Consider the following 19,906-nt stretch of genomic DNA (forward strand, 5'->3'; position numbering starts at 1 on the left):
CGTGACGCCATGGCGTCGGCCGGTAAGACCCTGGTCGAGCTGTTCGGTCTGGCCCGCGAGCTCAACATCGACGCCGAGGGCATCGACATGGGCCCGTCGCCGACGGACGCCGCGCTCGCCGCCGATCTGGCGCTGCCGATCGAGGAGCTGGAGCTCACGGTCCGCTCGTACAACTGCCTCAAGCGCGAGGGCGTCCACACGGTGGGTGAGCTTCTCGCCCGCTCCGAGGCGGACCTGCTCGACATCCGCAACTTCGGTGCGAAGTCGATCGACGAGGTCAAGGCGAAGCTGGCCAGCATGGGCATGAGCCTCAAGGACAGCCCGCCCGGATTCGACCCGATCGCCGCCGCCTTCGGCGCCGACGACGACGCGGACACGGGCTTCATCGAGACCGAACAGTACTGAACGCTGCGCCGGATCGAGCGGAGCCGGGGGTCGCCTCCCGGACCCCCTCACCGTTGTTCGCACCGTCTACATCTGACTGCCCACACACAAGCGGTCCCTGCCCCCAGGTACTCCTGGGGGACAGGGACCGCTTTTGTGTTGGAGGCTGTCACACCACAGCTGACTCCTGAACACCCGTGCTCTGGTCGTCACCAAGCCTGTCCAGGAGCGGCTCCGCGACCGCAACCAGATCTGGCTGCGAGAGATGAGCGACTAGAGCGTCCATCACCTCGGTCGGTGACGCCGATGGGCTGACCACCAGCTCAGCGCGAACATGCCCCGCTCCCCCACCATTAACGGCGTTACGTAACGTTCGGAGCAGCCGAGCTCGCACTCGTCTGCTCCGGCACTTGGGTATTAACAACGTTCGCGGTTTCTTCGCTGTCCCTCTGAGACTGCACCCGGCGAGTCATCGAGCGGGCACACGAGCGGGCCAGCGCCACCGTGCTGCTCCCCTGCCCCCTGACCGCCTTCGGTGCGACGCCACCCGCCCCGGCGGGCGATGTCCCGGTTGACCGCGCGGTCTTCAACTGACCAGCGCACACCCGAAGCGGCCCCGCCCCAGGGAAAACCCCGGGACCGGGCCGCTTCTCGCGTTGGAGCGTAGGCATGTCAGACCGCACTGGAGTTCGCTGACAGATCTTCGCCTCGTGCCTTCATACACAGAAGGCCGCACTCGCATCCGGAGCGGGCCTTCTGGTACTGCATGTCAGGGCGCCTTGGTAGTGCCGTCTGAGGTTGTTTCGGGTTTGGTGTGGAGGATCTCGCGGGCCTGGTCCGCGGCGCGGGCGATGCTCTCGGAGACGAAGTCGAGGAAGCGGGCGATGTTCTCCAGGCGGGCGGCGGCCGGGGTGTGGGGGCCGAGGATGCCGACGCCCTGCCGTGCAGTCTCGACGAGCTGGGCGGTGGAGCGGGCGCTGGCCATCATCGACTGGTAATAGACGTCGTCGTCGACGACGTAGCGCTCGCGGCGGCGTTCGTCGCGTTCCCTGCGGACCATGCCCTGGCTCTCGAGGAACGCGATCGCTTTCGAGACGGATGCCGGGCTGACCTGGAGGCGCTGGGCGAGTTCGGACGCGGTGAGGCTGCCGGCGTCGGTGAGGGTGAGGCAGGCCATCACCCGGGACATCATCGTGGGCATGCCCGACGCCATGATGACGGTGGTGAACAGTTCCTCGTACTCGCGCACCGCCTCGACGTCGCGCCCGTGGGGCTGCGTGGGCGTCTGCGGGTCCCGGGGCGCGGGCTGCCTGCGGCGGTGGGCGCGGCGTTCGGTGGCGCGGTGGGCCAGGTCGGCGCGGTAGGTGGTGGGGCCGCCGTTGCGCATCACCTCACGCGTGATCGTCGAGGTCGGACGGTCGAGGCGTCGGGCGATCTCGGCGTAGGGGAGGCTGTCGGCCAGCCCCAGCGCGATCTGCTGGCGTTCCTGCTGGGTGAGCCTGCCTCCCGGCATCGCGATCTCCTTGGTGATCCTTCGTCGTGGTCCCTGATCTCCCGACTATAGCGTTCACTTCTCATCCATTGCAATGATCAGAACAGTGATCGTTGCGTTACTCCCGACACTGTTGCAACAGTTTCTCGCTCTCTACCTGCGAGATTGAGGATTCTGTGCAACAGGTGTGTTGTCGGTATCTGGAAAGCAACGTAGCGTTTCCAGCATCAGAAACAGCAGACGAGCACGGGAGAGCACGATGCAGAAGTTCGACACCCCCGCCCCGATCTCCGCAGTCCTGGACATCCCCGCCGGACGCATCCAGTTCATCGCCGCCGACCGTGCCAACACCACCGTCGAGGTCCTGCCCGCCGACCCCTCCAAGGGCCGCGACACCAAGACCGCCGAGCAGACCACCGTCGCCTACGCCGACGGCGTCCTGCGGATCACGGCCTCGGCCCCCGACAGCCAGCTCTTCGGCCCCTCGGGATCCCTGGAGGTCACCGTCCAACTGCCCGCCGGCTCCCACATCGAGGCCAAGGCCGCCAGCGCCGAGCTCCGCGGCGTCGGACGCCTCGGCAACGTCGCCTTCGAAGGCGCGTACCGCCAGATCAAGATCGACGAGGCCGCGAGCGTCCGCCTCACCGCGATCGACGGCGACGTCGAGGTCGGCCGGCTCAGCGGCCCCGCGGAGATCAGCACCACAAGGGGCGACATCCGGATCACCGAGGCCGTGCGCGGCACAGTCGTGCTCCGCACCCAGTCCGGCAACATATCGGTCGCCGCCGCCGCCGGCATCTCAGCCGCCCTGGACGCCGACACCGACTACGGCCGCATCAGCAACGCCCTCAAGAACGATGGCACCGCCGAACTCGACATCCGCGCCACCACCTCCCACGGCGACATCACCGCCCGCAGCCTGTAACCCGCAGCGTCTTAAGGAGTACCCCTCATGACCAACCTGGCCATCGCGGCGAACGGGCTGCACAAGTCGTACGGCGACAAGGTCGTGCTCGACGGCGTCGACCTGGCCGCCCCCGAGGGAACGATCTTCTCCCTGCTCGGCCCGAACGGCGCCGGCAAGACCACCGCCGTCAAGATCCTCTCCACCCTCATCTCCCCCGACCCCGGCTCCGGCGAGATCCGTGTCGGCGGCCACGACCTGGCCACCGCCCCGCAGGCGGTGCGCGCCGCGATCGGCGTCACCGGGCAGTTCTCCGCCGTCGACGGGCTGATCACCGGCGAGGAGAACATGCTCCTCATGGCGGACCTGCACCACCTCTCCAAGCGCGAGGGGCGGCGCACCGCCGCCGAACTGCTGGAGCGCTTCGACCTGGTCGAGGCGGCGAAGAAGCCTGCCTCCACCTACTCCGGTGGCATGAAGCGCCGCCTCGACATCGCCATGACGCTGGTCGGCAACCCGCGGATCATCTTCCTCGACGAGCCGACCACCGGCCTCGACCCGCGCTCCCGCCACAACATGTGGCAGATCATCCGCGAGCTCGTCACGGGCGGCGTCACCGTCTTCCTCACCACCCAGTACCTGGAGGAGGCCGACGAACTCGCCGACCGCATCGCCGTGCTCCACGACGGGAAGATCGCCGCCGAGGGAAGCGCCGACGAGCTCAAGCGGCTGGTCCCCGGCGGACACGTGCGGCTGCGCTTCGCCGACCCGGCCGCGTACCAGAGCGCCGCCTCCGCGCTGCGCGAGGTCACCCGCGACGACGAGGCGCTCGCGCTGCAGATCCCCAGCGACGGCAGCCAGCGCGAGCTGCGCTCCATCCTCGACTGGCTGGACTCCGCCGGCATCGAGGCCGACGAGCTGACCGTGCACACCCCCGACCTCGACGACGTCTTCTTCGCCCTGACCGGCACCGCCCCGCAGCCCGGCCAGTCCAGCCTGCCCAGCCAGCCCAAGGAGGCTGTCCGATGAGCTCCCTCTCCCTCGCCGTACGCGACTCGTCCACGATGCTGCGCCGCAACCTCCTGCACGCGCGGCGCTACCCGTCCCTCACCTTGAACCTGCTGCTCACGCCAGTCATGTTGCTGCTGCTCTTCGTCTACATCTTCGGCGACGCGATGAGCGGCGGCGCGGGCCGCTCCGCCTACATCGCCTACATCGTCCCTGGCATCCTGCTCATGACCATCGGCTCCACCGTCGTCGGCACCGCGGTGTCCGTCTCCAACGACATGACCGAGGGCATCATCGCCCGCTTCCGCACGATGGCCATCCACCGCGGCTCGGTGCTCATCGGCCATGTCGTCGGCAGCGTGCTGCAATCGGTCGCCAGTGTGGTCCTCGTCGGCGCAGTCGCCGTGGCCATCGGCTTCCGCTCCACGGAGGCCACAGCCCTGGAGTGGCTCGCAGCATTCGGACTGCTCGTGCTCTTCGCCCTGGCGCTCACCTGGATCGCCGTCGGCATGGGCCTGATCAGCCCGAACGCCGAGGCCGCCAGCAACAACGCGATGCCGCTGATCCTGCTGCCGCTCCTCTCCAGCGCCTTCGTGCCCATCAACGCGATGCCGGGCTGGTTCCAGCCGATCGCCGAGTACCAGCCGTTCACCCCGGCCATCGAAACCCTGCGCGGTCTGCTGCTCGGCACCGAGATCGGCCACAACGGGTGGCTCGCCATCGTCTGGTGCCTGGGTCTCGCGGTGCTCGGCTACTTCTGGTCGGCCTCGAAGTTCAACAGCGACCCGAAGTAACCGCCGTGACAGCGCGGGCCGCCTCCCGTAACTCGTCCCGCCCCAGGGCGGCGTACTCCGACACCACGCCGGCGGGCGGCGTCCCTCGGCACTCCCGGCCGTCCGCCGACCCCGGGCATGGGCGGCCGGAAGGAGCCATCCGGCGGGCCGAAGCAGAAAGTGCGGCCGACCAGAGTAGTAGGCGAGCGGGGCCCGGCGATTGGAGGCCGCCCGCGCCGGCGGGCGGCGTCCCGATGCATCGCGCGACCTCATCAACCGGGACTACTCCACGGAGACGGCAGGCCGGGAGTCATTGAGAGCGCGCCGACACATCGGCGAACTCGGCCAGGTCGACCGTGCAGTCCGAGAGGCCGCGGACCAGCTGACTGGCGAGCACCCACCGCCCGGCGGGGTCGCCGTACTCGACGACGCCGGACGTCATCGGGCTTCCTGGCAGATAGCGGACTCCGTATATTCCGCTCACGTCCGACGACCCGACCCTTACGGCCACGCACCCAGAGCGCAGGTTGGGGCAGGAGCGGACAGCCTCCCGGGCGCACGGGACACACACCGGCGGGTGCGTCGTCAGTAGACCATTCGGCCAGCCTTCCCAGTCAGTTCGGTGGTCCTCCAGCAGCCAGAGCGTGCCCCGCTCGTCCTGGTCCGCCGGTCCGCCGCAGACCTGGCACAGCAGTCGGCGCATCACGCGCCGCTGCCGCAAGGGATGCACCCTGCCGAACTCCGGGCGCCCGCACCCCTGCTTGGCGGGTGCCCGTAGCCATAGGTAGCCGTCGGCGTCCCGGTCGTACGGGCCCTCGTCCTGGTAGGTGATGCCACCGCGCGGACCGATCACCACAGGGCTGCGGGCCTGCTCCGCCGACCATGACGCGATATACGGAACAACGAGCGGCCGCGGGAAGGACATCACCGGAACCGCCGCGGCTTGCAGTCGTCGCACAGAGGGATCGTCGTCCCCACGACGCTGAGGCTGGGAAGGCTGGTCGTACCGCAGCCGGCGCACCGCCGGCAGAGGCTCTGCCACGCGTCCTTCAGCCGACGCAGCTTCTCGCACGGACCGTCAACACTACAGTCGGCGTGGGTCATCGTGTGGCCCACGTAGGCGCGGTACGCCTCCTCAACACCCACTGTCGCCTTATCCATGACCGTCCTCGTCCGCCTCCGCCGCCAGGCGCTCCCCGAGGGCACGCTGATAACGGCCGTAGGCGACGAGCTGCGAGACCGCGTCCGGGCTGCACAGGGCCCCGGGGCCGTCCATCGGCACACACCAGTAGGACCGGAACTGCTCCGGCTCGGTCCGCTGCGGGCGCGGGACACCGAGGAAGCAACCGGACCCAAAACACTCCGCTTCCGGCACCTGACGGTCGGCCCATTGCGGTAGCCGTGACGCGCTCGCCGGTACGAGGGCGTAGTACCGCTGGGAGGACGTGTCGATGAAAACGGGGCCGTGGACCGCTTCGTCCAGATAGACACCGATGCGCTTGGGGTCCTCAGTGCCAGCGGCAGCCTGCACGATGCCGGCCATGCGCTGGGTGGAGGGGCTCATGGCCGGCACCCCCGACGGCGGCCGCGACCACGGCATGGACGCCCGTACCCGCACCTTCGTGACCCGCACTACGGAAAACCTCCTGCGCGCCTTCGCGGAGGGCCCCGCCGCACACCACCGTCCCGCACCGCGCGCGAACGTCGGCGAGTTGTACAAGAGGCGCGCGGTCTGAACGGCGACCAGCCGTTGAACGCGACGCGGGCCGGTCCCGAGGGACCGGCCCGCGCTGTTTTCACCGGAACTGGGTCACGAGACCTTCTTCAGCGTGAAGTTACCGGTGACGGTGCCCCCCTTCGCGAGCTTCACCGTGGTGGTCACCGGCTGGTAGCCGTCCTTGGACACGATCACCTTGATCGGGTTGAGGCGGCTGTCGAACCACAGGCCGTAGGTGCCGTCCTTGGTCGTCCGCAGGGTGTAGCTCGTCGTCGAGGTGTTGATCTGGATGGTCGCCCCGGCCAGCGGCATGGTGCCACCCTTGCCGTCCTCGCCGAGCACGGTGCCGGCGTACTTGCCCCAGTCCTTCGGCGGGTTGACGTGCATCTTCACGCCGACGTTGGCGACCGAGTATGGGGTGTCGGTCTGGGCGGTCAGCACCGCGGTGTAGTCGCCGGGCTGGGTGACTTCGGCGACCGTGGAGTCCAGGCTGACGGTGATCGTGGTGCTCTCCCCGGGCTGGAGCGTCACCTTGTCCTTGCTCGTGGACAGCCAGGAGACGTCCGAGGACTCGCTGCCCTGGTCGTAGCCGGGCAGCATCTCGACGGTGGACACCGGCGGCGTGCTGCTGCCGAGGGAGCCGCCGATCTTGTAGAAGCCGGTGGCAGCACCCACGCGGTAGACGCTGGTGTTGGCGTTGGGCAGGGCGGACCAGCTGCCGGCAGCCGGGTCGAAGGCGAAGCCCTGGTTGGTGATGGCGGAGCTGTTGTTGACGACACCGCTGGAGATCACCAGCTTGCCGCTGCCCACGCCGTACGCCGAGCCCCACAGGTCGGCGGGCATGTCGGCGATGGGCGACCAGCTGTCGGCGCCCGGATCGTAGACGTAGGCGTGCTTGGTCGAGCTGCTGCCGCCGTTGCCACCGGCGCAGTAGAGCTTGCCGCCGATACCGCCACAGGACTGCCAGGCGATCGGCTCCGGGTAGGAAGCGATCTGGGACCAGCTGTCGGACGACGGGTCGTAGACCGTGACGTCCGTGGTGCCGCAGGTGCTGGTGCAGCCGCCGACGACATACAGCTTGCCGCCGAGCACCGCGCTGCCCGAACCGGCGTACGGCTTGGGTGAGGACGCCTTGGTGGACCAGCTGTTCGAGGCCGGGTCGTAGACCTCCAGCTTGGCGTCGGGGGCACCGCTGGCACCCCAGCCGCCGACCACGTACAGCTTGCCGCCGATGAAGCCGTGGGCCGGATTGCCCTCACGGGTGTCGGCCGCGGAGGCCAGCTTGGTCCAAGTGCCGGCGCCGGGGTCGAGGGCGTACAGCGCGTTGCTGTCCGCGCTGCCGGTGTAGCCGAAGCCGGAGTAGACCTTGCCGTCGTAGACGGCACCGATGTTGTCCTGCACCGCGCCCGGCAGGTTGGCCACCGGCTGCCAGGCGTCACCCGCCGCGTTGGCGGCCGGAGCCGCATCCGCGGTCTTGCCCTTGCTGAGGGCCAGCGGGGAGTAGTCACCCTCCACCAGGTTGAGCGGCGCGCCGCCGTTGACCTGCTGGGTGAAACCGCCCGGCTGCTCGCCCAGGGTGAGGCTGGCAGGTGCCCCGCCAGTGTTCTTCACCGTCAGGTCCTGGGTAGCCTTCGCACCCCAGCCGACCGTCTTGTCGACCGAGTTGGAGGTGAACGCCAGCTTGCCGGCCTTCAGGCCGAAGTCCGCCTTGTTGGTGGTGTCCGCCGCCACGTCCACCGTCTTGTCCACGTCGCCGTAGTGCGACTTGGAGGCGGTGAACTTGTGGCTGCCGGTCTTGGACGTGAACATCCAGTAGAAGCTGCCGCCGAGCGCCGGGTCGTCCGGGGTGGCCGTGGTGGTGGCCTTGTCCTGCGGGGAGTCGGCGTTGACGACAGTGGCGCCGACGACGCCGTCGCCGGTGTTGGCGTCCTTCACCGTACCGGCCACCAGACCACCGTTGACGGGCTCGTAGGTCCGCTTGCCCACGAACACGTTGTCGAGCTCCCACCAGTAGCCGTAGCTACCCGTGAAGTGGAACCGCAGCTGCACGCCGGGCTTCCCGGCGTAGTCGGTCAGCGGAACCTCGACGTGGGCCGGGCCGGTCAGGGTGGTGGTGCGGTTCCAGACGTTGGTCCAGGTCGCACCGCCGTCGGTGGTGACGTCGATGTTGCCGGTCTGGTTGCTGAAGCTCTTGTAGTCGGTGTCGAACTCCAGCTGCGGGCTGTTGTTACCGGTCAGGTCGAAGACCGGGGTGATCAGCGAGCTGTCCTGCTTCTTGCTTGCGCCGATCTTGTCACTGTCGACCATGGCGAAGGCGCCGGAGCCGCCGGTCTTGTTGCCCCGGTTACCGATGTCGGTGAAGGACCAGCCGCCGGTGGTGCCGTCGGCATTGACGATGGTCCAGCCCGCGGGGGCGTCGGTGGTGGAGTCGAAGGGCTCGGTCGAGCCGGACCGCTTGACCTCGTAACCGGGCGCCTTGGCCTCCTGGGCGTCCGCCGGGACCGCGACGTTCACGGTCTGCGCCGCGTTGTCCACGGTCACCTGCTTGGTGACGGCCTTGTAGCCGGGGTACACGGACGTGAAGTTCAGGGTGTAGTCGTTACCCTCAGGAAGGTCGACGCTGTACTCGCCGGTGAACGGGTCGGTGAAGACCGGGGCGCCAGGCACGTCGTTAATGGTGATCTTCGTGTAGAGCGGCCAGCCGTGGCCGGAGCCATCGGTCACCTTACCGGTGACGGTCTGGTGGGGCACCGCGTCCAGCGCGAAGTTGGTCGTGACGGTACCGTCCGCGTCGACGACGACGCCGCGGACCTTCTTGGCCTTGTACCCGTAGCCGTACGCCGCCATGTCATAGGTGCCGGGCGGGATCGTCAGGGTGTAGTGACCCTGGGCGTCGGTGGTCGCCCGGTAGTCACCGGCCACGACGGAGGCGCCGGCGAGCGCCTTACCGGAGCTGTCGGTGACGGCGCCGGTAACCTCGCCGTGCGAGCCGATGGCCGCGGTTGCGGCGGTGCCCTGAGTGACTGCCGTGGCGCTGGTCGCCTGGGCGACGGGGAAACCCAGGACGGCGATGGCCGTCGCGGTCAACGCAGCCAACCGTGCGGAGTTCTTCCGCGCGGCCGGTCTGGAATACCTAGAAGTGCGCAATGTGTGACTCCCATGCTGCTGAGCTGGGGTCGACCCGTGCGCTGGTTCTCGGTCGACAGTGGATGGATTCATCCACCGAGATAACTAATGCATCATGGGCATGTCCTCGACAAGAGGGCCGTGCATGGCAAATGCATGACATGAACCCGCCAACGCGACGCGGAACCACCACAACCTGGTAGGCCGTACCCACAAGCGGCGGAGACTATTCACGCTCTCCTGGTGCAAGAAGTGCCGTCGTGGTCAGCGCGCGGCGGCGCTACCGCGGCCGGGTCTGGGTGCCGCGCCACAGATGGCGGGGAAGTCCGCCCTCCACGAAGGCGTGGACCTCGTTCGATTCCCAGCCGTCGGCGAGGGCGTCGACGAGATCCCGGGCGAAGAAGTGCACCGCGAAGCCACCGTTCTCCCAGATGCCGTCGCCGTGCCCGGTTCCGGCGCCGAAGTGGGCGTCGCCGGTGTGCCGCACGGTGTAGACGAACATGCCACCGGGTCGCAGGACCCGGCGCACCTCGTCGACCAGTGCGTGGATCTCCTCGGTGGACAGGGCCATGCAGAGCAGCATGTGGGCGAAGACCGCGTCCACGGAGGCGTCGGGCAGCGGCAGCGGCTCCCGCACGTCATGCACCGTGGTAGTCACCCGTCCCCGGATCCCCTGGGCGCGGGCGGCGCCCCGCAACTGCGCCAGGCCGATCGGGCTGAAGTCGACGGCCCGGACGGCGAAGCCCTCGCGCGCGAAGTACAGGGCGTCGCGGCCATGCCCGGCGCCCAGGTCCAGGACGTCCGCGGCCCCGGCCGAGCGGAACACCTGTGCGGCGTGGACGGCCGGGTCGGAGGGAGCGTCACCGTACATGCCGGGATGGGCGGCGTAGGTGTCCTGCCAGTGGCGCCGCTGCCCCTCGGCCAGCTTCCCGTCGTCTTCGGCCATGATCACTTCGCTCCCATCGAGCTCTGTGGTCAGCATAGGGTCCGGGATGCCGCCCCCGCCGTCCGCTCTTCCGCCGGGCGCCCGGCACCCCGGGACGGGCGGCGGCGCCGCTGTCCCGCCCAGGGGCCCGGCGGCGCGGGCCGGGCGCCCGCGGCTGGCCAACCCTCAGCAGATCCTCGGCAGTTGCTCCCCGATCGGCAGGTCGACCACCCGTGTGCCGCCCAGGCCGGTGCGAGCCACCACCATGCCCGGATGGTCCGCCACCACCTCTCCGATGACCCTCGCCTCCGTACCCAGCGGGTGTACCCGCATCGCGTCCAGGACGGCGTCGACGTGCTCGCGCGGTACGAACGCCACCAGCTTGCCCTCGTTGGCGACGTACAGGGGGTCCAGACCCAGCACGGCGTACTGGGCCGGCCATATCCCCGGCTCGCTCTCCATCCCGATGGAGGAGCTGGTCGATCGGATCAACGAACTGCCCGAGGACACCGAGATCGTCGTGTACTGCCGTGGCGAGTACTGCGTCCTCGCCTACGACGCGGTGCGCCTGCTGACCGACCGCGGTCGACGCGCGATCCGTCTCGACGACGGCATGCTCGAATGGCGCCTGGCCGAGCTGCCCGTGGACGTCGGAGAGCTGGCATGAGCGGCGGCCCCACCGCCACGCAGCGACCGGTGTGCCGCTGAGACGATGCCGCCGACCGGGCCGACGTTCCGTGCCGGGCGCCGGTCACCGTACGGTGCTGCCTGACGACTCGTCGCCCGCGAGGTCCATCGCGCCCTGACCACCGCACCAACGGAACGAATCACACAGACCGATCTCGCGCCGGCGGCTTGACAGTCAGAGGAACGTCCCCGCACCGCCCGTAGTCCGGCCACCCGCCCCGCGCAGGACGGCCGGGCCCCCACCCGACGGCCACGGCCACCCAGCGAAGGAACACCGTGACGAGCACCGCCCCCGCAACAGCCGGCCTATCGGCCCATCCGCAGGCCCAGCGCCGTACCCTGACCGAGCGGGCTCGGCCAGATCGCGGCCGCCGCACCCGGCGAGGGCTCGACGGTCGCGAAGAACGCCCGCAAGGCGGTCGAGCTTGCGGAGGTAGTCGAAGGCCTTGTTCTCCGGGTCGCCGAAGGCGATGAAGGAGAAGAAGACGGCCGGGTGGTCCTTCGCGGCGGCCGTGAGCGCCTGGGTGGCGGGCGTCTTCGTGTCCGGGGCGCCGTCCGTCTGGAAGATCACCAGGGCGGGCAGGACGGGATCCAAGGACTTCTCGTGGTGGGTGACGACCGCTTCCACCGCCGCGTGGTAGCTGGTGCGGCCCATGCGGCCGAGGGCCGAGTGGAGGCCGTCGATCTTGCTCTCGTGCTCGGTGAGGGTGAGCTCGCCGGTGCCGTCCAGCTCGGTGGAGAAGAAGACGACGTGGACCGTGGCCTCGGGGGGCGCCATGGCCGGCCTGCTGCTCGGCCGCACGGCCCCCGGCTTCGCCCGCCCGCTCGCCGTCCTGCCGACCCTCACCTCACTCGTGCCGGCGGTGCTGGTCGCCGCACGCCAGGGCGGTGGCCGGGTCATCGACACGGCCACCGAGCTCACGCCCACCGGCTCGGTCCCCATCGAACTCGCCCTGCAGATCGACGGCCTCGCCGCCCTCGCCGCCATCCTGGTCGGCGTCGTCGCCACCTGCGTGCAGATCTACTCGACGGGCTATCTCCGCGACGACCCGCGCTACCCCTCGTACGCCGCTCTCGTCTTCCGGCTGGGGGAGCTGCGGACCGCCGCGAGCCGCGAGGCGCTGGAGACCTCCCGGCGAACCCGCTTCTACACGCTGTACCTGCGCACGGTGTTCTTCCCGGTGGTGGAGGCGTCGTACGCCCTGCCCGTGGCGGGGGTGCTGCTGATCGGCGGGGTGCTGCACGCGCACGGGACGGTGAGTCTGGGCGCGGTGGTGGCGTTGTATCTGCGCCAGTTCAGCCAGCCGCTCGACGAGATCCTGGTGCGGGTCGAGCAACTGCAGAGCAGCGGCGCCTCCTTCGCCCGAGTGGAGGGGCTCGCCCGGCTCCCCCGTTCGGTGCCGGAGGGCGAGGGTCCCGCTCCGGCGGACGACCGGATCGATGTGACCGGGGTGCGCTACGCCTACGACCGCGGAGGCGAGGTGCTGCGCGGGGTGGACCTGACCGTGCGGCCCGGGGAGCGACTGGCGGTGGTGGGCCCCTCCGGCGCCGGAAAGACGACGCTGAGCAGGCTGCTGGCGGGCATCGACGCGCCGACCTCGGGTTCGGTGACCGTGGGCGGGGTGCCGGTGGCCGGTCTCGCACCGGAGCGGCCGCGCCGTCAGGTCGTCCTGGTCACCCAGGAGCACCATGTCTTCCTGGGCACGGTACGCGACAATCTGTGGGTCGCCGAGCCGTCCGCCACGGACGAGGAGCCGTGGGCGGCCCTCACCGCCGTCGGCACCGACGACTGGGTGCGCGAGCTGCCCGAGGGTCTGGACACCGCGCTGGGCGAGGGCGGCCACCGTACGGACGGCTCCCAGGCCCAGCAACTGGCCCTGGCCCGGATGGTTCTGGCCGATCCGCACACCCTGATCCTCGACGAGGCGACGGCCCTCCTCGACCCGACTACCGCCCGCCGCACCGAACGCGCACTGACCGCCGTGCTGGAGGGCCGTACCGTCATCGCCATCGCGCACCGCCTGCACACCGCGCACGACGCTGACCGCGTGGCGGTGATGGAGGACGGCCGACTGACCGAGGTCGGGCCGCGCGACAACCTGGTGGCGGCGGACGGGGCGGACGCGGCGCTGTGGCGCTCGTGGCACGGATGACGGACCGGCGGCGCCGACCCACTTCGGTGAACGGTTCGTACAGCGAACATGACCATCCGACCAACGACCGATTCCAGCCAAGTTCTTGATGCGCACCTGACAGTTCACGCGTTCTCCTGTCAGGCTTCCCAAGGTCACTCCACAGCAGCCCCGCTGTGCCACCGCTGTGTCGTGGCTCATCACCTTCGTGCATCTGGTTCCGCGTTCCGCCTTGTTCTGCCCGGACGGTCACCCGCCGTCCGGCCCCCCTTGGCCGCGCGATCCGCGGCCACGCAGAAGGAGACAGTGTTGAGACGCAGTTCCTCTCGCAGACCCACCGCCCACGCCCCCTCCCGTCGTGCCGCGGTGGTCGCCCTCGTCGGCGTCTCCGCCCTGCTGGCCGCCGCCGTCCAGGCGGGCACCGCGAGCGCCGCCCCGGCCGGGCCCGCCCCGTCGAAGATCAACCCCGCCCACACGGCCGTGAAGCTCTCCCCCTCGCAGCGCGCCGAACTGATCCGCATCGCCGACGCGGCGAAGGCCGACACCGCCCGCGACATCGGCCTCGGCGCGCAGGACAAGCTGGTCGTCAGGGACGTCGTCAAGGACGGCGACGGGACCGTCCACACGCGCTACGAGCGCACGTACGCCGGACTCCCCGTCCTCGGCGGCGACATGATCGTCGACACTACTTCGGCCGGGAAGACCAAGCAGGTCATCAGGGGCTCCAAGGCCACCATCAAGGTTGCCTCGCTCGCACCCTCGATCGCCGCCTCGAAGGCGGAACAGCAGGCGCTGGCCGCCGCCAAGGACGCGGGTTCGACGCGGACCGATGCCGACGGCGCCCCCCGCAAGGTGATCTGGGCGGCGAGCGGCACGCCGGTTCTCGCGTACGAGACGGTGGTCGGCGGCCTCCAGGACGACGGCACCCCCAACCAGCTGCATGTCATCACCGACGCCTCCACCGGCAAGGAGCTCTACCGCTACCAGGGCATCCAGACCGGCACCGGCAACACCCGGTACAGCGGGCAGGTCCCCCTGACCACCACGCAGTCGGGGGCGACGTACACGATGACCGACGGCGCGCGCGGCGGCCACAAGACGTACAACCTCAACCACGGCTCGTCCGGAACCGGCACGCTGTTCTCGCAGACGAACGACACCTGGGGCGACGGCACCAACACGAACGCCGCCACCGCGGGCGCGGACGCGCACTACGGCGCCGCCGAGACCTGGGACTTCTACAAGAACACCTTCGGTCGCAGCGGCATCCGCAATGACGGCGTGGGCGCCTACTCCCGCACCCACTACGGCAACAACTACGTCAACGCCTTCTGGGACGACAGCTGCTTCTGCATGACCTACGGCGACGGCTCGGCCAACAACAACCCGCTGACCTCGATGGACGTCGCCGGCCACGAGATGAGCCACGGTGTCACCTCCGCCACCGCGAACCTCACCTACAGCGGCGAGTCCGGCGGGTTGAACGAGGCCACGTCCGACATCTTCGGCACCGGCATGGAGTTCTACGCCAACAACGCCTCGGACCCCGGTGACTACCTCATCGGCGAGAAGATCAACATCAACGGCAACGGCACCCCGCTGCGCTACATGGACAAGCCCAGCAAGGACGGCGCCTCCCTCGACTACTGGACCTCCACCGCCGGAAACAAGGACGTGCACTACTCGTCCGGTATCGCCAACCACTTCTTCTACCTGCTCAGCGAGGGCAGCGGCGCCAAGGTCATCGACGGCGTCAGCTACGACTCGCCCACGGTGGACGGGCTTCCGGTCACCGGCATCGGCCGGGCCAAGGCGCTGCAGATCTGGTACCGGGCGCTGACCACCAAGTGGACCGCCTCCACCAACTACGCCGCGGCCCGCACCGGCACGCTCGCGGCGGCGGGTGAGCTGTACGGCACCTCCAGCCCCGAGTACAACGCGGTGATGGACGCCTGGGCGGCGGTCGCGGTCGGCTCGCGCTCCGGTGGCGGCGGCAACCCCGGCGGCACCGTGTTCGAGAACCAGTCCAACGTGTCGATCCCGGACGCCGGCCCGGCGGTCACCTCGCCGATCACCGTCTCCGGGGTGAGCGGCAACGCCCCGTCGAACCTTCAGGTCACGGTCGACATCGTGCACACCTGGCGAGGTGACCTCCGGATCGACCTGGTCGCCCCGAACGGGACGTCGTACCGCTTGAAGAACAACAGCATCTCCGACTCGGCGGCCGACGTGCACCAGACCTACTCGGTCAACGCGTCCTCCGCCCCGGCCAACGGCACCTGGCAGCTGAAGGTCCAGGACATGTACGCCGGTGACACCGGGTACATCGATGGCTGGAAGTTGACCTTCCCGTAAAACCCTCCGCTAGGTCACTCGAACCTCGAGGACAGGGCGCCGTTCCGGAGATTGCGCATCCGGAACGGCGCCCGTTCATTGCGCCGAAACACAGATCAGGCAGACGACTTTCGGCCAACATCACCTCGGGATCCTGACATGTACGCGACCTTGATGCCACGCTTCCACCGCACGGATCACCCCGTAGCGCTCCAGAATGGCTTCACCGTCTCTGGCCTGATGGTTTGTCGGAAGGTCAGCTTGCGCGGTGGTACTCGTTGATCAGGCCGGCAACGGCTTGCCGACGTTCGGTCCGGGCCGTCGGGAGGGGGATGACATCGGGGTCGTCGTGAGGTGCGAGCTGGTTCCGGCCCTGGTGGGGCCGGTGCCGGTTGAAGTGCTGGGCGTAGTCGTGGAGGATCTTCTCGGCGTGGCCGCGGTCGAAGATCAGGAGCCGGTCGGTGCACTCCTCCCGCACCGAGCGTACGAACCGCTCCGCGTGGGGATTGCAGTTCGGGCTGCGGGGAGGAATCTTGACCACGGTGATGCCCTCGCCGGCGAAGACGGCGTCGAAGGCGTCGGTAAACTTCGCGTCCCGGTCCCGGATCAGGTGGGTGAGGTCGGCGGCGCGGTCGCCGAGCTGCCAGAGCAGCTGCCGGGCCTGCTGGGTGGCCCAGGCGGCGGTGGGGTGGGCGGTGACGCCGAGGACGTGCACGGTGCGGGTGCGCACCTCCATCACGAACAGGGCGTACAGCCGCTGCAGTCCGATGGTGTCCACATGAAAGAAGTCGGTGGCAAGCAGGCCGCCGGCCTGGGCCTTGAGGAAGCAGGTCCACTCACGGCGTGCCGCGCGTCGGCGCGGCGCTGGGCCGAGCCCGGCGGCGCGCAGGACGCGGCGGACGGTCGCCGCGCTGACCTGGTGCCCGAGCCGGCAGTTCGCCGTGCACCCGCCGGAACCCCCACCGGGAGTTCTCGGCACCGAGCCGGATGATCAGGTCGCGCAGCTCGTCGGACAGTGGCGGGCGGCCCGGGGAGGGCGGCTGGGTCCACTTCTGCCTCACGAGGAGCCGGTGCCAGGCCAGCAGGGTGCGCGGGGAGACGATCCGGTGGCCCCGCAGCACCCGGGGCAGGAGCCGGGCGAGCACGGCCAGCAGCGCCCGGTCCGGCCGGCCGGGCTTTGGGGCGGCGACCTGCCGGCGCAACACCGCAACCTCGTGCCGCAAGATCAGCATCTCCACCTCCTTCGCTGCGGAGGATCGACACATCAGAACAAGCCACGCGAAGATCCGCGTGGTGACCAGATAGAGCATCCGTACGAGCACGAGGCCCGATCCTGCCGGACCGCTGGACGGGCGCGTTCCCCGAGGTCAGGCCCGGTGAAGCCATTGTGAAGCGCTACGGGGTTGGCCGCCTCGGTCCGGCGAGCGATTCCCTCGTAGTACTCCAGCTCGTGGAGGATCACGGGCACTGGCTTGCCCATCGCGCTTTCGATGGCGCCGCTGTCGTGGAGGTCGCGAGCGAGCTGGACGCATGCCTGGTTGAAGTTGGCCTCGATCAGTGCGGCGGTCGGCCCGACGGTTGTGATCCAGTCTTCGGAGTGCGTGGGCTCGTCGTACCAAAGTCCGAGTTCGCTGATCCACTGGTGGCGTGTTGCGGCTCCGTCGGGGTCTCGGGTGAGGTCGCCGATGACAGTGAGCTCGTTCTGGAGCCAGAAGGCATAGTTCCAGCGGGCTTCTGCCTCGTCGGAGGCGGCCGCGATGCTGCTTCGGAACTGAGCTTCGGTGTTGTATCCGATGGTCAGGGTGGGCTGTCGTGGGTCGTCCCTCTCGTTGTCGACGAAGAACGAGATGACGTAGATGTCCTCTGCCTCGCCAGCCGAGATCGAGCTGAGCGCTCGTGTGGCAAGGGTGCGGAGGTGGTCCTGGAAGGTCACGGGGCTGGAGCCTTTCGAGTGCGATTGCTGACGTCGGTGGCGTAAGCGGCCCAGTCACCGGCGGCGGCTCGCTGCCACTTGACTGCGACGGTGATGTGGATGCCCAGGGTGCGGGCGAGGACTGCGGCGGGAAGCTCGGTGGCGAGCTGGAACAGCGCGGTCGAGCGGGTCTCATGGAGCCGGATGCCGAGCTTGCGGAGCCTTTCGCCCATGGCCCAGGTGCTGATCGGGCGGCCGGGCTGGCCGCCGGGGAAGAGCCAGGGCGAGTCGGTCTGGGCAAGGACCGCGTGGCTGCGACGAGCGGAGACTTGCTTCAGGGCCAGTTCGGCGACGGGCCCGGGCAGGGCGACCGCGACATCACCGAGGCGGATGCGGACCGCCGTGGCCGCCTCCTCGATGTGACCGGTGGTCAGCCGGGCAATCGTCGCCGGCCGCGGTCGAGCAGTCCAGGAGTCGCCCGTCGGTGGTGCCAATGAGCAGTCGACCGGGTTCGGTAACGGTCAGCGCGGTCGCCACGACGGGTACTCCGGCAACAGTCAGGTGCCGACGCCAGCGGACGTTGCCGTCACGGAGATCGAGTCCGACGATCTCGCCATCGTCGTACGTGACATAGACGGTCTCCATGTCGTGGTCGAGGTCCGTGGCCTTCCGGTCTGTCCGAAAGACCCAAGTGGGCTCTTCACTGGCCACCATGCGCCGTACGACGAACGAGCCGCCGGGCTGCAACCCGTGGCAGTGGTAGACAGTGCCGGCATAAATCAGGTCACCGTCGGCGGTCTCCACGCCGGGGCCGGCGAAGTGTGTCTCACCTGGCTTCCAGGAGTAGGGACACAAATGATCGACCTCAGCTCCCCTCGGCTCACGCGGACGTTCGCCTACCGGTATGGAGCCCAGGTCCGCTGCCGCAAGCCAGGCTTCACCTGGTCCAGGCTTCTGCTCGTCCTTCGTGGAAACGGTTTCCCGAAAGTAGATCCGGCTGCCACGCCGGATACGCAACCTGCTCCGCTTCCCGTTCCGCCCAGCGGGTGCGAGGGCGGGCAGGCCGTCAGCACATCGCACCAGGGACACCGCGTCGGCGGGAGTGAGGTGGTCGAGCTGCGCGCCGTCCTGGAGTGCGAGCCGGACCACGGCCTGAGCGCGCTCCTCCCACGGAGGCCGCACGAGACCAACCCAGGCTGATCGCTCATCTGCGGCGATGACAATGTCACGGCCGCCACCATCGTCGTCCGGGACAGCCCACTGCCGTCGCCCCGAAGGCAGCCAGGACTCCAACTGGACCCCGTCGAGCGTCGCCACGATCCTGCCGTTGGGCAATTCCTCAACCGCGCGGACGTTTCGTCGCGGGTCCCAGTTCGTACTCAGACAGGAGACCGTCCGGCAGGCATCCTCTCGATGGTCGGTTCGCGGGGCCGCTACCCGTGGTCCGGCCAGGTCATATCCGGTGATCGACCGGGGTGGTAGGGCCCTCCAGTCGGGCCGATGCACCACCGCGACGTGCCCTTCGGTCCACGCGTCTTTGTCCTGCCAGTCGTCAGGCGGTGCCATTAGCACGCGTAGTTCCTGTTCGCTGAGCCATTCCAAGCCCAGGACTTGGCGGCCGAGCTCGTGTTCGATGAGCGACGTGGCGCTGCCCGTCTCCAGGTCCAGAAGGAGCAGTTCCCCCTCGAAGAAGTAGCCGCCGTCGTAGTCGCCCGTGCCGACTACAAGGAGGGGGAGCCTGGGGTGGAAAGCCATGGCGTGCACGGGATAGCGCGCACGGAGAAGCGCTCGGCAGGTCAGATCATCGATGCCGTAGACGCCAACCGGCGCAGTACTGCTGAACTCGTGCACGCCCGCCACTGCCACGTGCGTGCCTGCCACCGCTAGCAGGCCGCGGCCCTCGTCATCGACGGCGAGGACGGGATCACCGACCTCGGCGAAGGGACGGTCACCGAGGATTCGGTCGATGCGGAACGAGATGGTCATGGCGGTGATCTTCTCAGCGGCCAGAAGCTGCGTGAAGCCACGAACTTCAAGAAGCCAAACAGAAGAACTTGACGGGGAAGTGCGCTGAGGACTGGATCGCCGCGAACCCGGTTGAGGCCCGCCGCGGCAGGTTCACCTCCGACGTCCAGCCCAAGCGCCAGCGCGCCGACGACCACGCCTGACTCCTCCACCTGGAGGCCCCTATTAGCAGCACACCTCAGCACGAAGTCGATCGCCTTGCCTACCCCGAGCCGCCCGCGTCCCCGCTCTGGCACCGCGACGGCCCAAAAGTTCGGCCGCTCACGCCCGAGCAGCAGCGCCGCAACCGCGAGCTCTTGGTCCTCGCGCAGAAGCGCCCGACCCGACCCCGCTCCCCTCGCTCCACCAACACCCTGGCGGAGGCCAGCTGATGAACCCCCAGACGCACCTCGCGATAGACGGCTACGTCGACGCGATCCCAGCCCCTGGCACCGGCTGGGGCACCGCGACGTTCGACCTGATCCACTCCCCCGCCGACGCGGACCGA

General features: G+C 69.2%; 18 protein-coding genes and 2 pseudogenes. 8 read left to right on the forward strand and 12 right to left on the reverse strand.

Features of this window, described 5'->3' with window-relative positions; genetic code table 11:
• On the forward strand, window positions 1–405 hold a 405-nt coding region (locus tag ACFU8W_RS38995; RefSeq protein WP_384048120.1), incomplete at its 5' end, for a DNA-directed RNA polymerase subunit alpha C-terminal domain-containing protein.
• A 748-nt stretch (window positions 406–1,153) separates the two neighbouring features.
• Here ACFU8W_RS38995 and ACFU8W_RS39000 read toward each other — a convergent pair.
• Window positions 1,154–1,897, reverse strand: coding sequence for a helix-turn-helix domain-containing protein (locus tag ACFU8W_RS39000; protein ID WP_384048122.1), 744 nt, complete (start codon window positions 1,895–1,897; stop codon window positions 1,154–1,156).
• A 238-nt stretch (window positions 1,898–2,135) separates the two neighbouring features.
• Between ACFU8W_RS39000 and ACFU8W_RS39005 the strand changes: the two genes are divergently transcribed.
• Genes ACFU8W_RS39005 through ACFU8W_RS39015 form a run of 3 tightly spaced genes read left to right on the forward strand, consistent with a single transcriptional unit; the run spans window position 2,136 to window position 4,582 of the window.
• The gene (locus tag ACFU8W_RS39005) at window positions 2,136–2,801 is read left to right on the forward strand and encodes a DUF4097 family beta strand repeat-containing protein (protein ID WP_384048125.1); all 666 of its coding nucleotides are present in this window, start codon (window positions 2,136–2,138) and stop codon (window positions 2,799–2,801) included.
• A 27-nt stretch (window positions 2,802–2,828) separates the two neighbouring features.
• Window positions 2,829–3,809, forward strand: a complete 981-nt coding sequence (locus ACFU8W_RS39010; protein ID WP_384048128.1) for an ATP-binding cassette domain-containing protein — start codon at window positions 2,829–2,831, stop codon at window positions 3,807–3,809.
• Window positions 3,806–4,582 (forward strand): ABC transporter permease, encoded by a 777-nt coding sequence (locus tag ACFU8W_RS39015; RefSeq protein ID WP_384048132.1) that lies wholly within the window; start codon window positions 3,806–3,808, stop codon window positions 4,580–4,582. Before ACFU8W_RS39010 ends, ACFU8W_RS39015 begins: the two co-directional genes overlap by 4 nt.
• A 289-nt stretch (window positions 4,583–4,871) precedes the next feature.
• On the opposite strand, the gene ACFU8W_RS39020 is transcribed toward ACFU8W_RS39015, so the two are convergent.
• Both ACFU8W_RS39020 and ACFU8W_RS39025 read right to left on the reverse strand, forming a co-directional pair.
• Window positions 4,872–5,519, reverse strand: a complete 648-nt coding sequence (locus tag ACFU8W_RS39020; protein ID WP_384048135.1) for a hypothetical protein — start codon at window positions 5,517–5,519, stop codon at window positions 4,872–4,874.
• 195 nt (window positions 5,520–5,714) lie between these two features.
• Complete coding sequence (locus ACFU8W_RS39025; protein ID WP_384048138.1) at window positions 5,715–6,125, reverse strand: hypothetical protein; 411 nt, start codon at window positions 6,123–6,125, stop codon at window positions 5,715–5,717.
• Between ACFU8W_RS39025 and ACFU8W_RS39030 the strand changes: the two are divergent.
• Window positions 6,103–6,297 (forward strand): annotated as a pseudogene (locus tag ACFU8W_RS39030) (hypothetical protein); the annotation flags it as partial. The gene ACFU8W_RS39025 and the pseudogene ACFU8W_RS39030 overlap by 23 nt on opposite strands.
• A 74-nt stretch (window positions 6,298–6,371) precedes the next feature.
• Here ACFU8W_RS39030 and ACFU8W_RS39035 read toward each other — a convergent pair.
• From ACFU8W_RS39035 to ACFU8W_RS39045, 3 genes and pseudogenes are all read right to left on the reverse strand, one after another.
• Window positions 6,372–9,365, reverse strand: coding sequence for a carboxypeptidase regulatory-like domain-containing protein (locus ACFU8W_RS39035; protein ID WP_384048141.1), 2,994 nt, complete (start codon window positions 9,363–9,365; stop codon window positions 6,372–6,374).
• 319 nt (window positions 9,366–9,684) lie between these two features.
• Window positions 9,685–10,386 (reverse strand): class I SAM-dependent methyltransferase, encoded by a 702-nt coding sequence (locus ACFU8W_RS39040; protein ID WP_384048144.1) that lies wholly within the window; start codon window positions 10,384–10,386, stop codon window positions 9,685–9,687.
• A 129-nt stretch (window positions 10,387–10,515) separates the two neighbouring features.
• Window positions 10,516–10,755, reverse strand: a pseudogene (locus ACFU8W_RS39045) (AIR synthase-related protein); the annotation flags it as partial.
• A gap of 40 nt (window positions 10,756–10,795) precedes the next feature.
• On the opposite strand from ACFU8W_RS39045, the gene ACFU8W_RS39050 reads away from it, so the two are divergent.
• Complete coding sequence (locus ACFU8W_RS39050; RefSeq protein ID WP_384048147.1) at window positions 10,796–10,996, forward strand: rhodanese-like domain-containing protein; 201 nt, start codon at window positions 10,796–10,798, stop codon at window positions 10,994–10,996.
• A gap of 195 nt (window positions 10,997–11,191) precedes the next feature.
• On the opposite strand, the gene ACFU8W_RS39055 is transcribed toward ACFU8W_RS39050, so the two are convergent.
• Window positions 11,192–11,794 carry a VWA domain-containing protein gene (locus ACFU8W_RS39055; RefSeq protein WP_384048150.1) on the reverse strand — a complete coding sequence of 201 codons (603 nt, stop codon included), beginning with the start codon at window positions 11,792–11,794 and terminating at the stop codon, window positions 11,192–11,194.
• Here ACFU8W_RS39055 and ACFU8W_RS39060 point away from each other — a divergent pair.
• Together ACFU8W_RS39060 and ACFU8W_RS39065 are read left to right on the forward strand one after the other, a co-directional pair.
• A complete protein-coding gene (locus ACFU8W_RS39060) occupies window positions 11,793–13,169 on the forward strand; it encodes an ATP-binding cassette domain-containing protein (RefSeq protein ID WP_384048291.1) in 1,377 nt (458 codons plus the stop codon). The two genes, ACFU8W_RS39055 and ACFU8W_RS39060, sit on opposite strands and share 2 nt — an antisense overlap.
• 288 nt (window positions 13,170–13,457) lie before the next feature.
• A complete protein-coding gene (locus ACFU8W_RS39065) occupies window positions 13,458–15,503 on the forward strand; it encodes a M4 family metallopeptidase (RefSeq protein WP_384048153.1) in 2,046 nt (681 codons plus the stop codon).
• 235 nt (window positions 15,504–15,738) lie between these two features.
• On the opposite strand, the gene ACFU8W_RS39070 is transcribed toward ACFU8W_RS39065, so the two are convergent.
• The 5 genes from ACFU8W_RS39070 to ACFU8W_RS39090 are packed head-to-tail and all read right to left on the reverse strand — an operon-like array spanning window position 15,739 to window position 19,380.
• Complete coding sequence (locus tag ACFU8W_RS39070) at window positions 15,739–16,260, reverse strand: integrase core domain-containing protein (RefSeq protein ID WP_384048156.1); 522 nt, start codon at window positions 16,258–16,260, stop codon at window positions 15,739–15,741.
• A 58-nt stretch (window positions 16,261–16,318) separates the two neighbouring features.
• On the reverse strand, window positions 16,319–16,714 hold the full coding sequence (locus ACFU8W_RS39075) for a hypothetical protein (protein ID WP_384048159.1): 396 nt from the start codon (window positions 16,712–16,714) through the stop codon (window positions 16,319–16,321).
• Between the two features lie 32 nt (window positions 16,715–16,746).
• Window positions 16,747–17,415 carry a hypothetical protein gene (locus ACFU8W_RS39080; protein WP_384048162.1) on the reverse strand — a complete coding sequence of 223 codons (669 nt, stop codon included), beginning with the start codon at window positions 17,413–17,415 and terminating at the stop codon, window positions 16,747–16,749.
• Window positions 17,412–17,888 carry a hypothetical protein gene (locus tag ACFU8W_RS39085; protein WP_384048315.1) on the reverse strand — a complete coding sequence of 159 codons (477 nt, stop codon included), beginning with the start codon at window positions 17,886–17,888 and terminating at the stop codon, window positions 17,412–17,414. Before ACFU8W_RS39085 ends, ACFU8W_RS39080 begins: the two co-directional genes overlap by 4 nt.
• Window positions 17,773–19,380 carry a hypothetical protein gene (locus tag ACFU8W_RS39090; protein WP_384048165.1) on the reverse strand — a complete coding sequence of 536 codons (1,608 nt, stop codon included), beginning with the start codon at window positions 19,378–19,380 and terminating at the stop codon, window positions 17,773–17,775. Before ACFU8W_RS39090 ends, ACFU8W_RS39085 begins: the two co-directional genes overlap by 116 nt.
• Between the last annotated feature and the right edge of the window lie 526 nt (window positions 19,381–19,906).

It is taken from the genome of Streptomyces sp. NPDC057565 (genome assembly GCF_042801455.1).
Lineage (GTDB): Bacteria > Actinomycetota > Actinomycetes > Streptomycetales > Streptomycetaceae > Streptomyces > Streptomyces yanii.

Excerpts from the sequence above, each read along its gene's own strand:
- ACFU8W_RS39005 (WP_384048125.1), top strand. The coding sequence starts at position 2,136 with ATGCAGAAGTTCGACACCCCCGCCCCGATCTCCGCAGTCCTGGACATC.
- ACFU8W_RS39090 (WP_384048165.1), bottom strand. The coding sequence starts at position 19,380 with ATGACCATCTCGTTCCGCATCGACCGAATCCTCGGTGACCGTCCCTTC.
- ACFU8W_RS39000 (WP_384048122.1), bottom strand. The coding sequence starts at position 1,897 with ATGCCGGGAGGCAGGCTCACCCAGCAGGAACGCCAGCAGATCGCGCTG.
- ACFU8W_RS39010 (WP_384048128.1), top strand. The coding sequence starts at position 2,829 with ATGACCAACCTGGCCATCGCGGCGAACGGGCTGCACAAGTCGTACGGC.
- ACFU8W_RS39040 (WP_384048144.1), bottom strand. The coding sequence starts at position 10,386 with ATGCTGACCACAGAGCTCGATGGGAGCGAAGTGATCATGGCCGAAGAC.
- ACFU8W_RS39025 (WP_384048138.1), bottom strand. The coding sequence starts at position 6,125 with ATGAGCCCCTCCACCCAGCGCATGGCCGGCATCGTGCAGGCTGCCGCT.
- ACFU8W_RS39015 (WP_384048132.1), top strand. The coding sequence starts at position 3,806 with ATGAGCTCCCTCTCCCTCGCCGTACGCGACTCGTCCACGATGCTGCGC.
- ACFU8W_RS39075 (WP_384048159.1), bottom strand. The coding sequence starts at position 16,714 with ATGCTGATCTTGCGGCACGAGGTTGCGGTGTTGCGCCGGCAGGTCGCC.
- ACFU8W_RS39055 (WP_384048150.1), bottom strand. The coding sequence starts at position 11,794 with ATGGCGCCCCCCGAGGCCACGGTCCACGTCGTCTTCTTCTCCACCGAG.
- ACFU8W_RS39060 (WP_384048291.1), top strand. The coding sequence starts at position 11,793 with ATGGCCGGCCTGCTGCTCGGCCGCACGGCCCCCGGCTTCGCCCGCCCG.
- ACFU8W_RS39050 (WP_384048147.1), top strand. The coding sequence starts at position 10,796 with ATGGAGGAGCTGGTCGATCGGATCAACGAACTGCCCGAGGACACCGAG.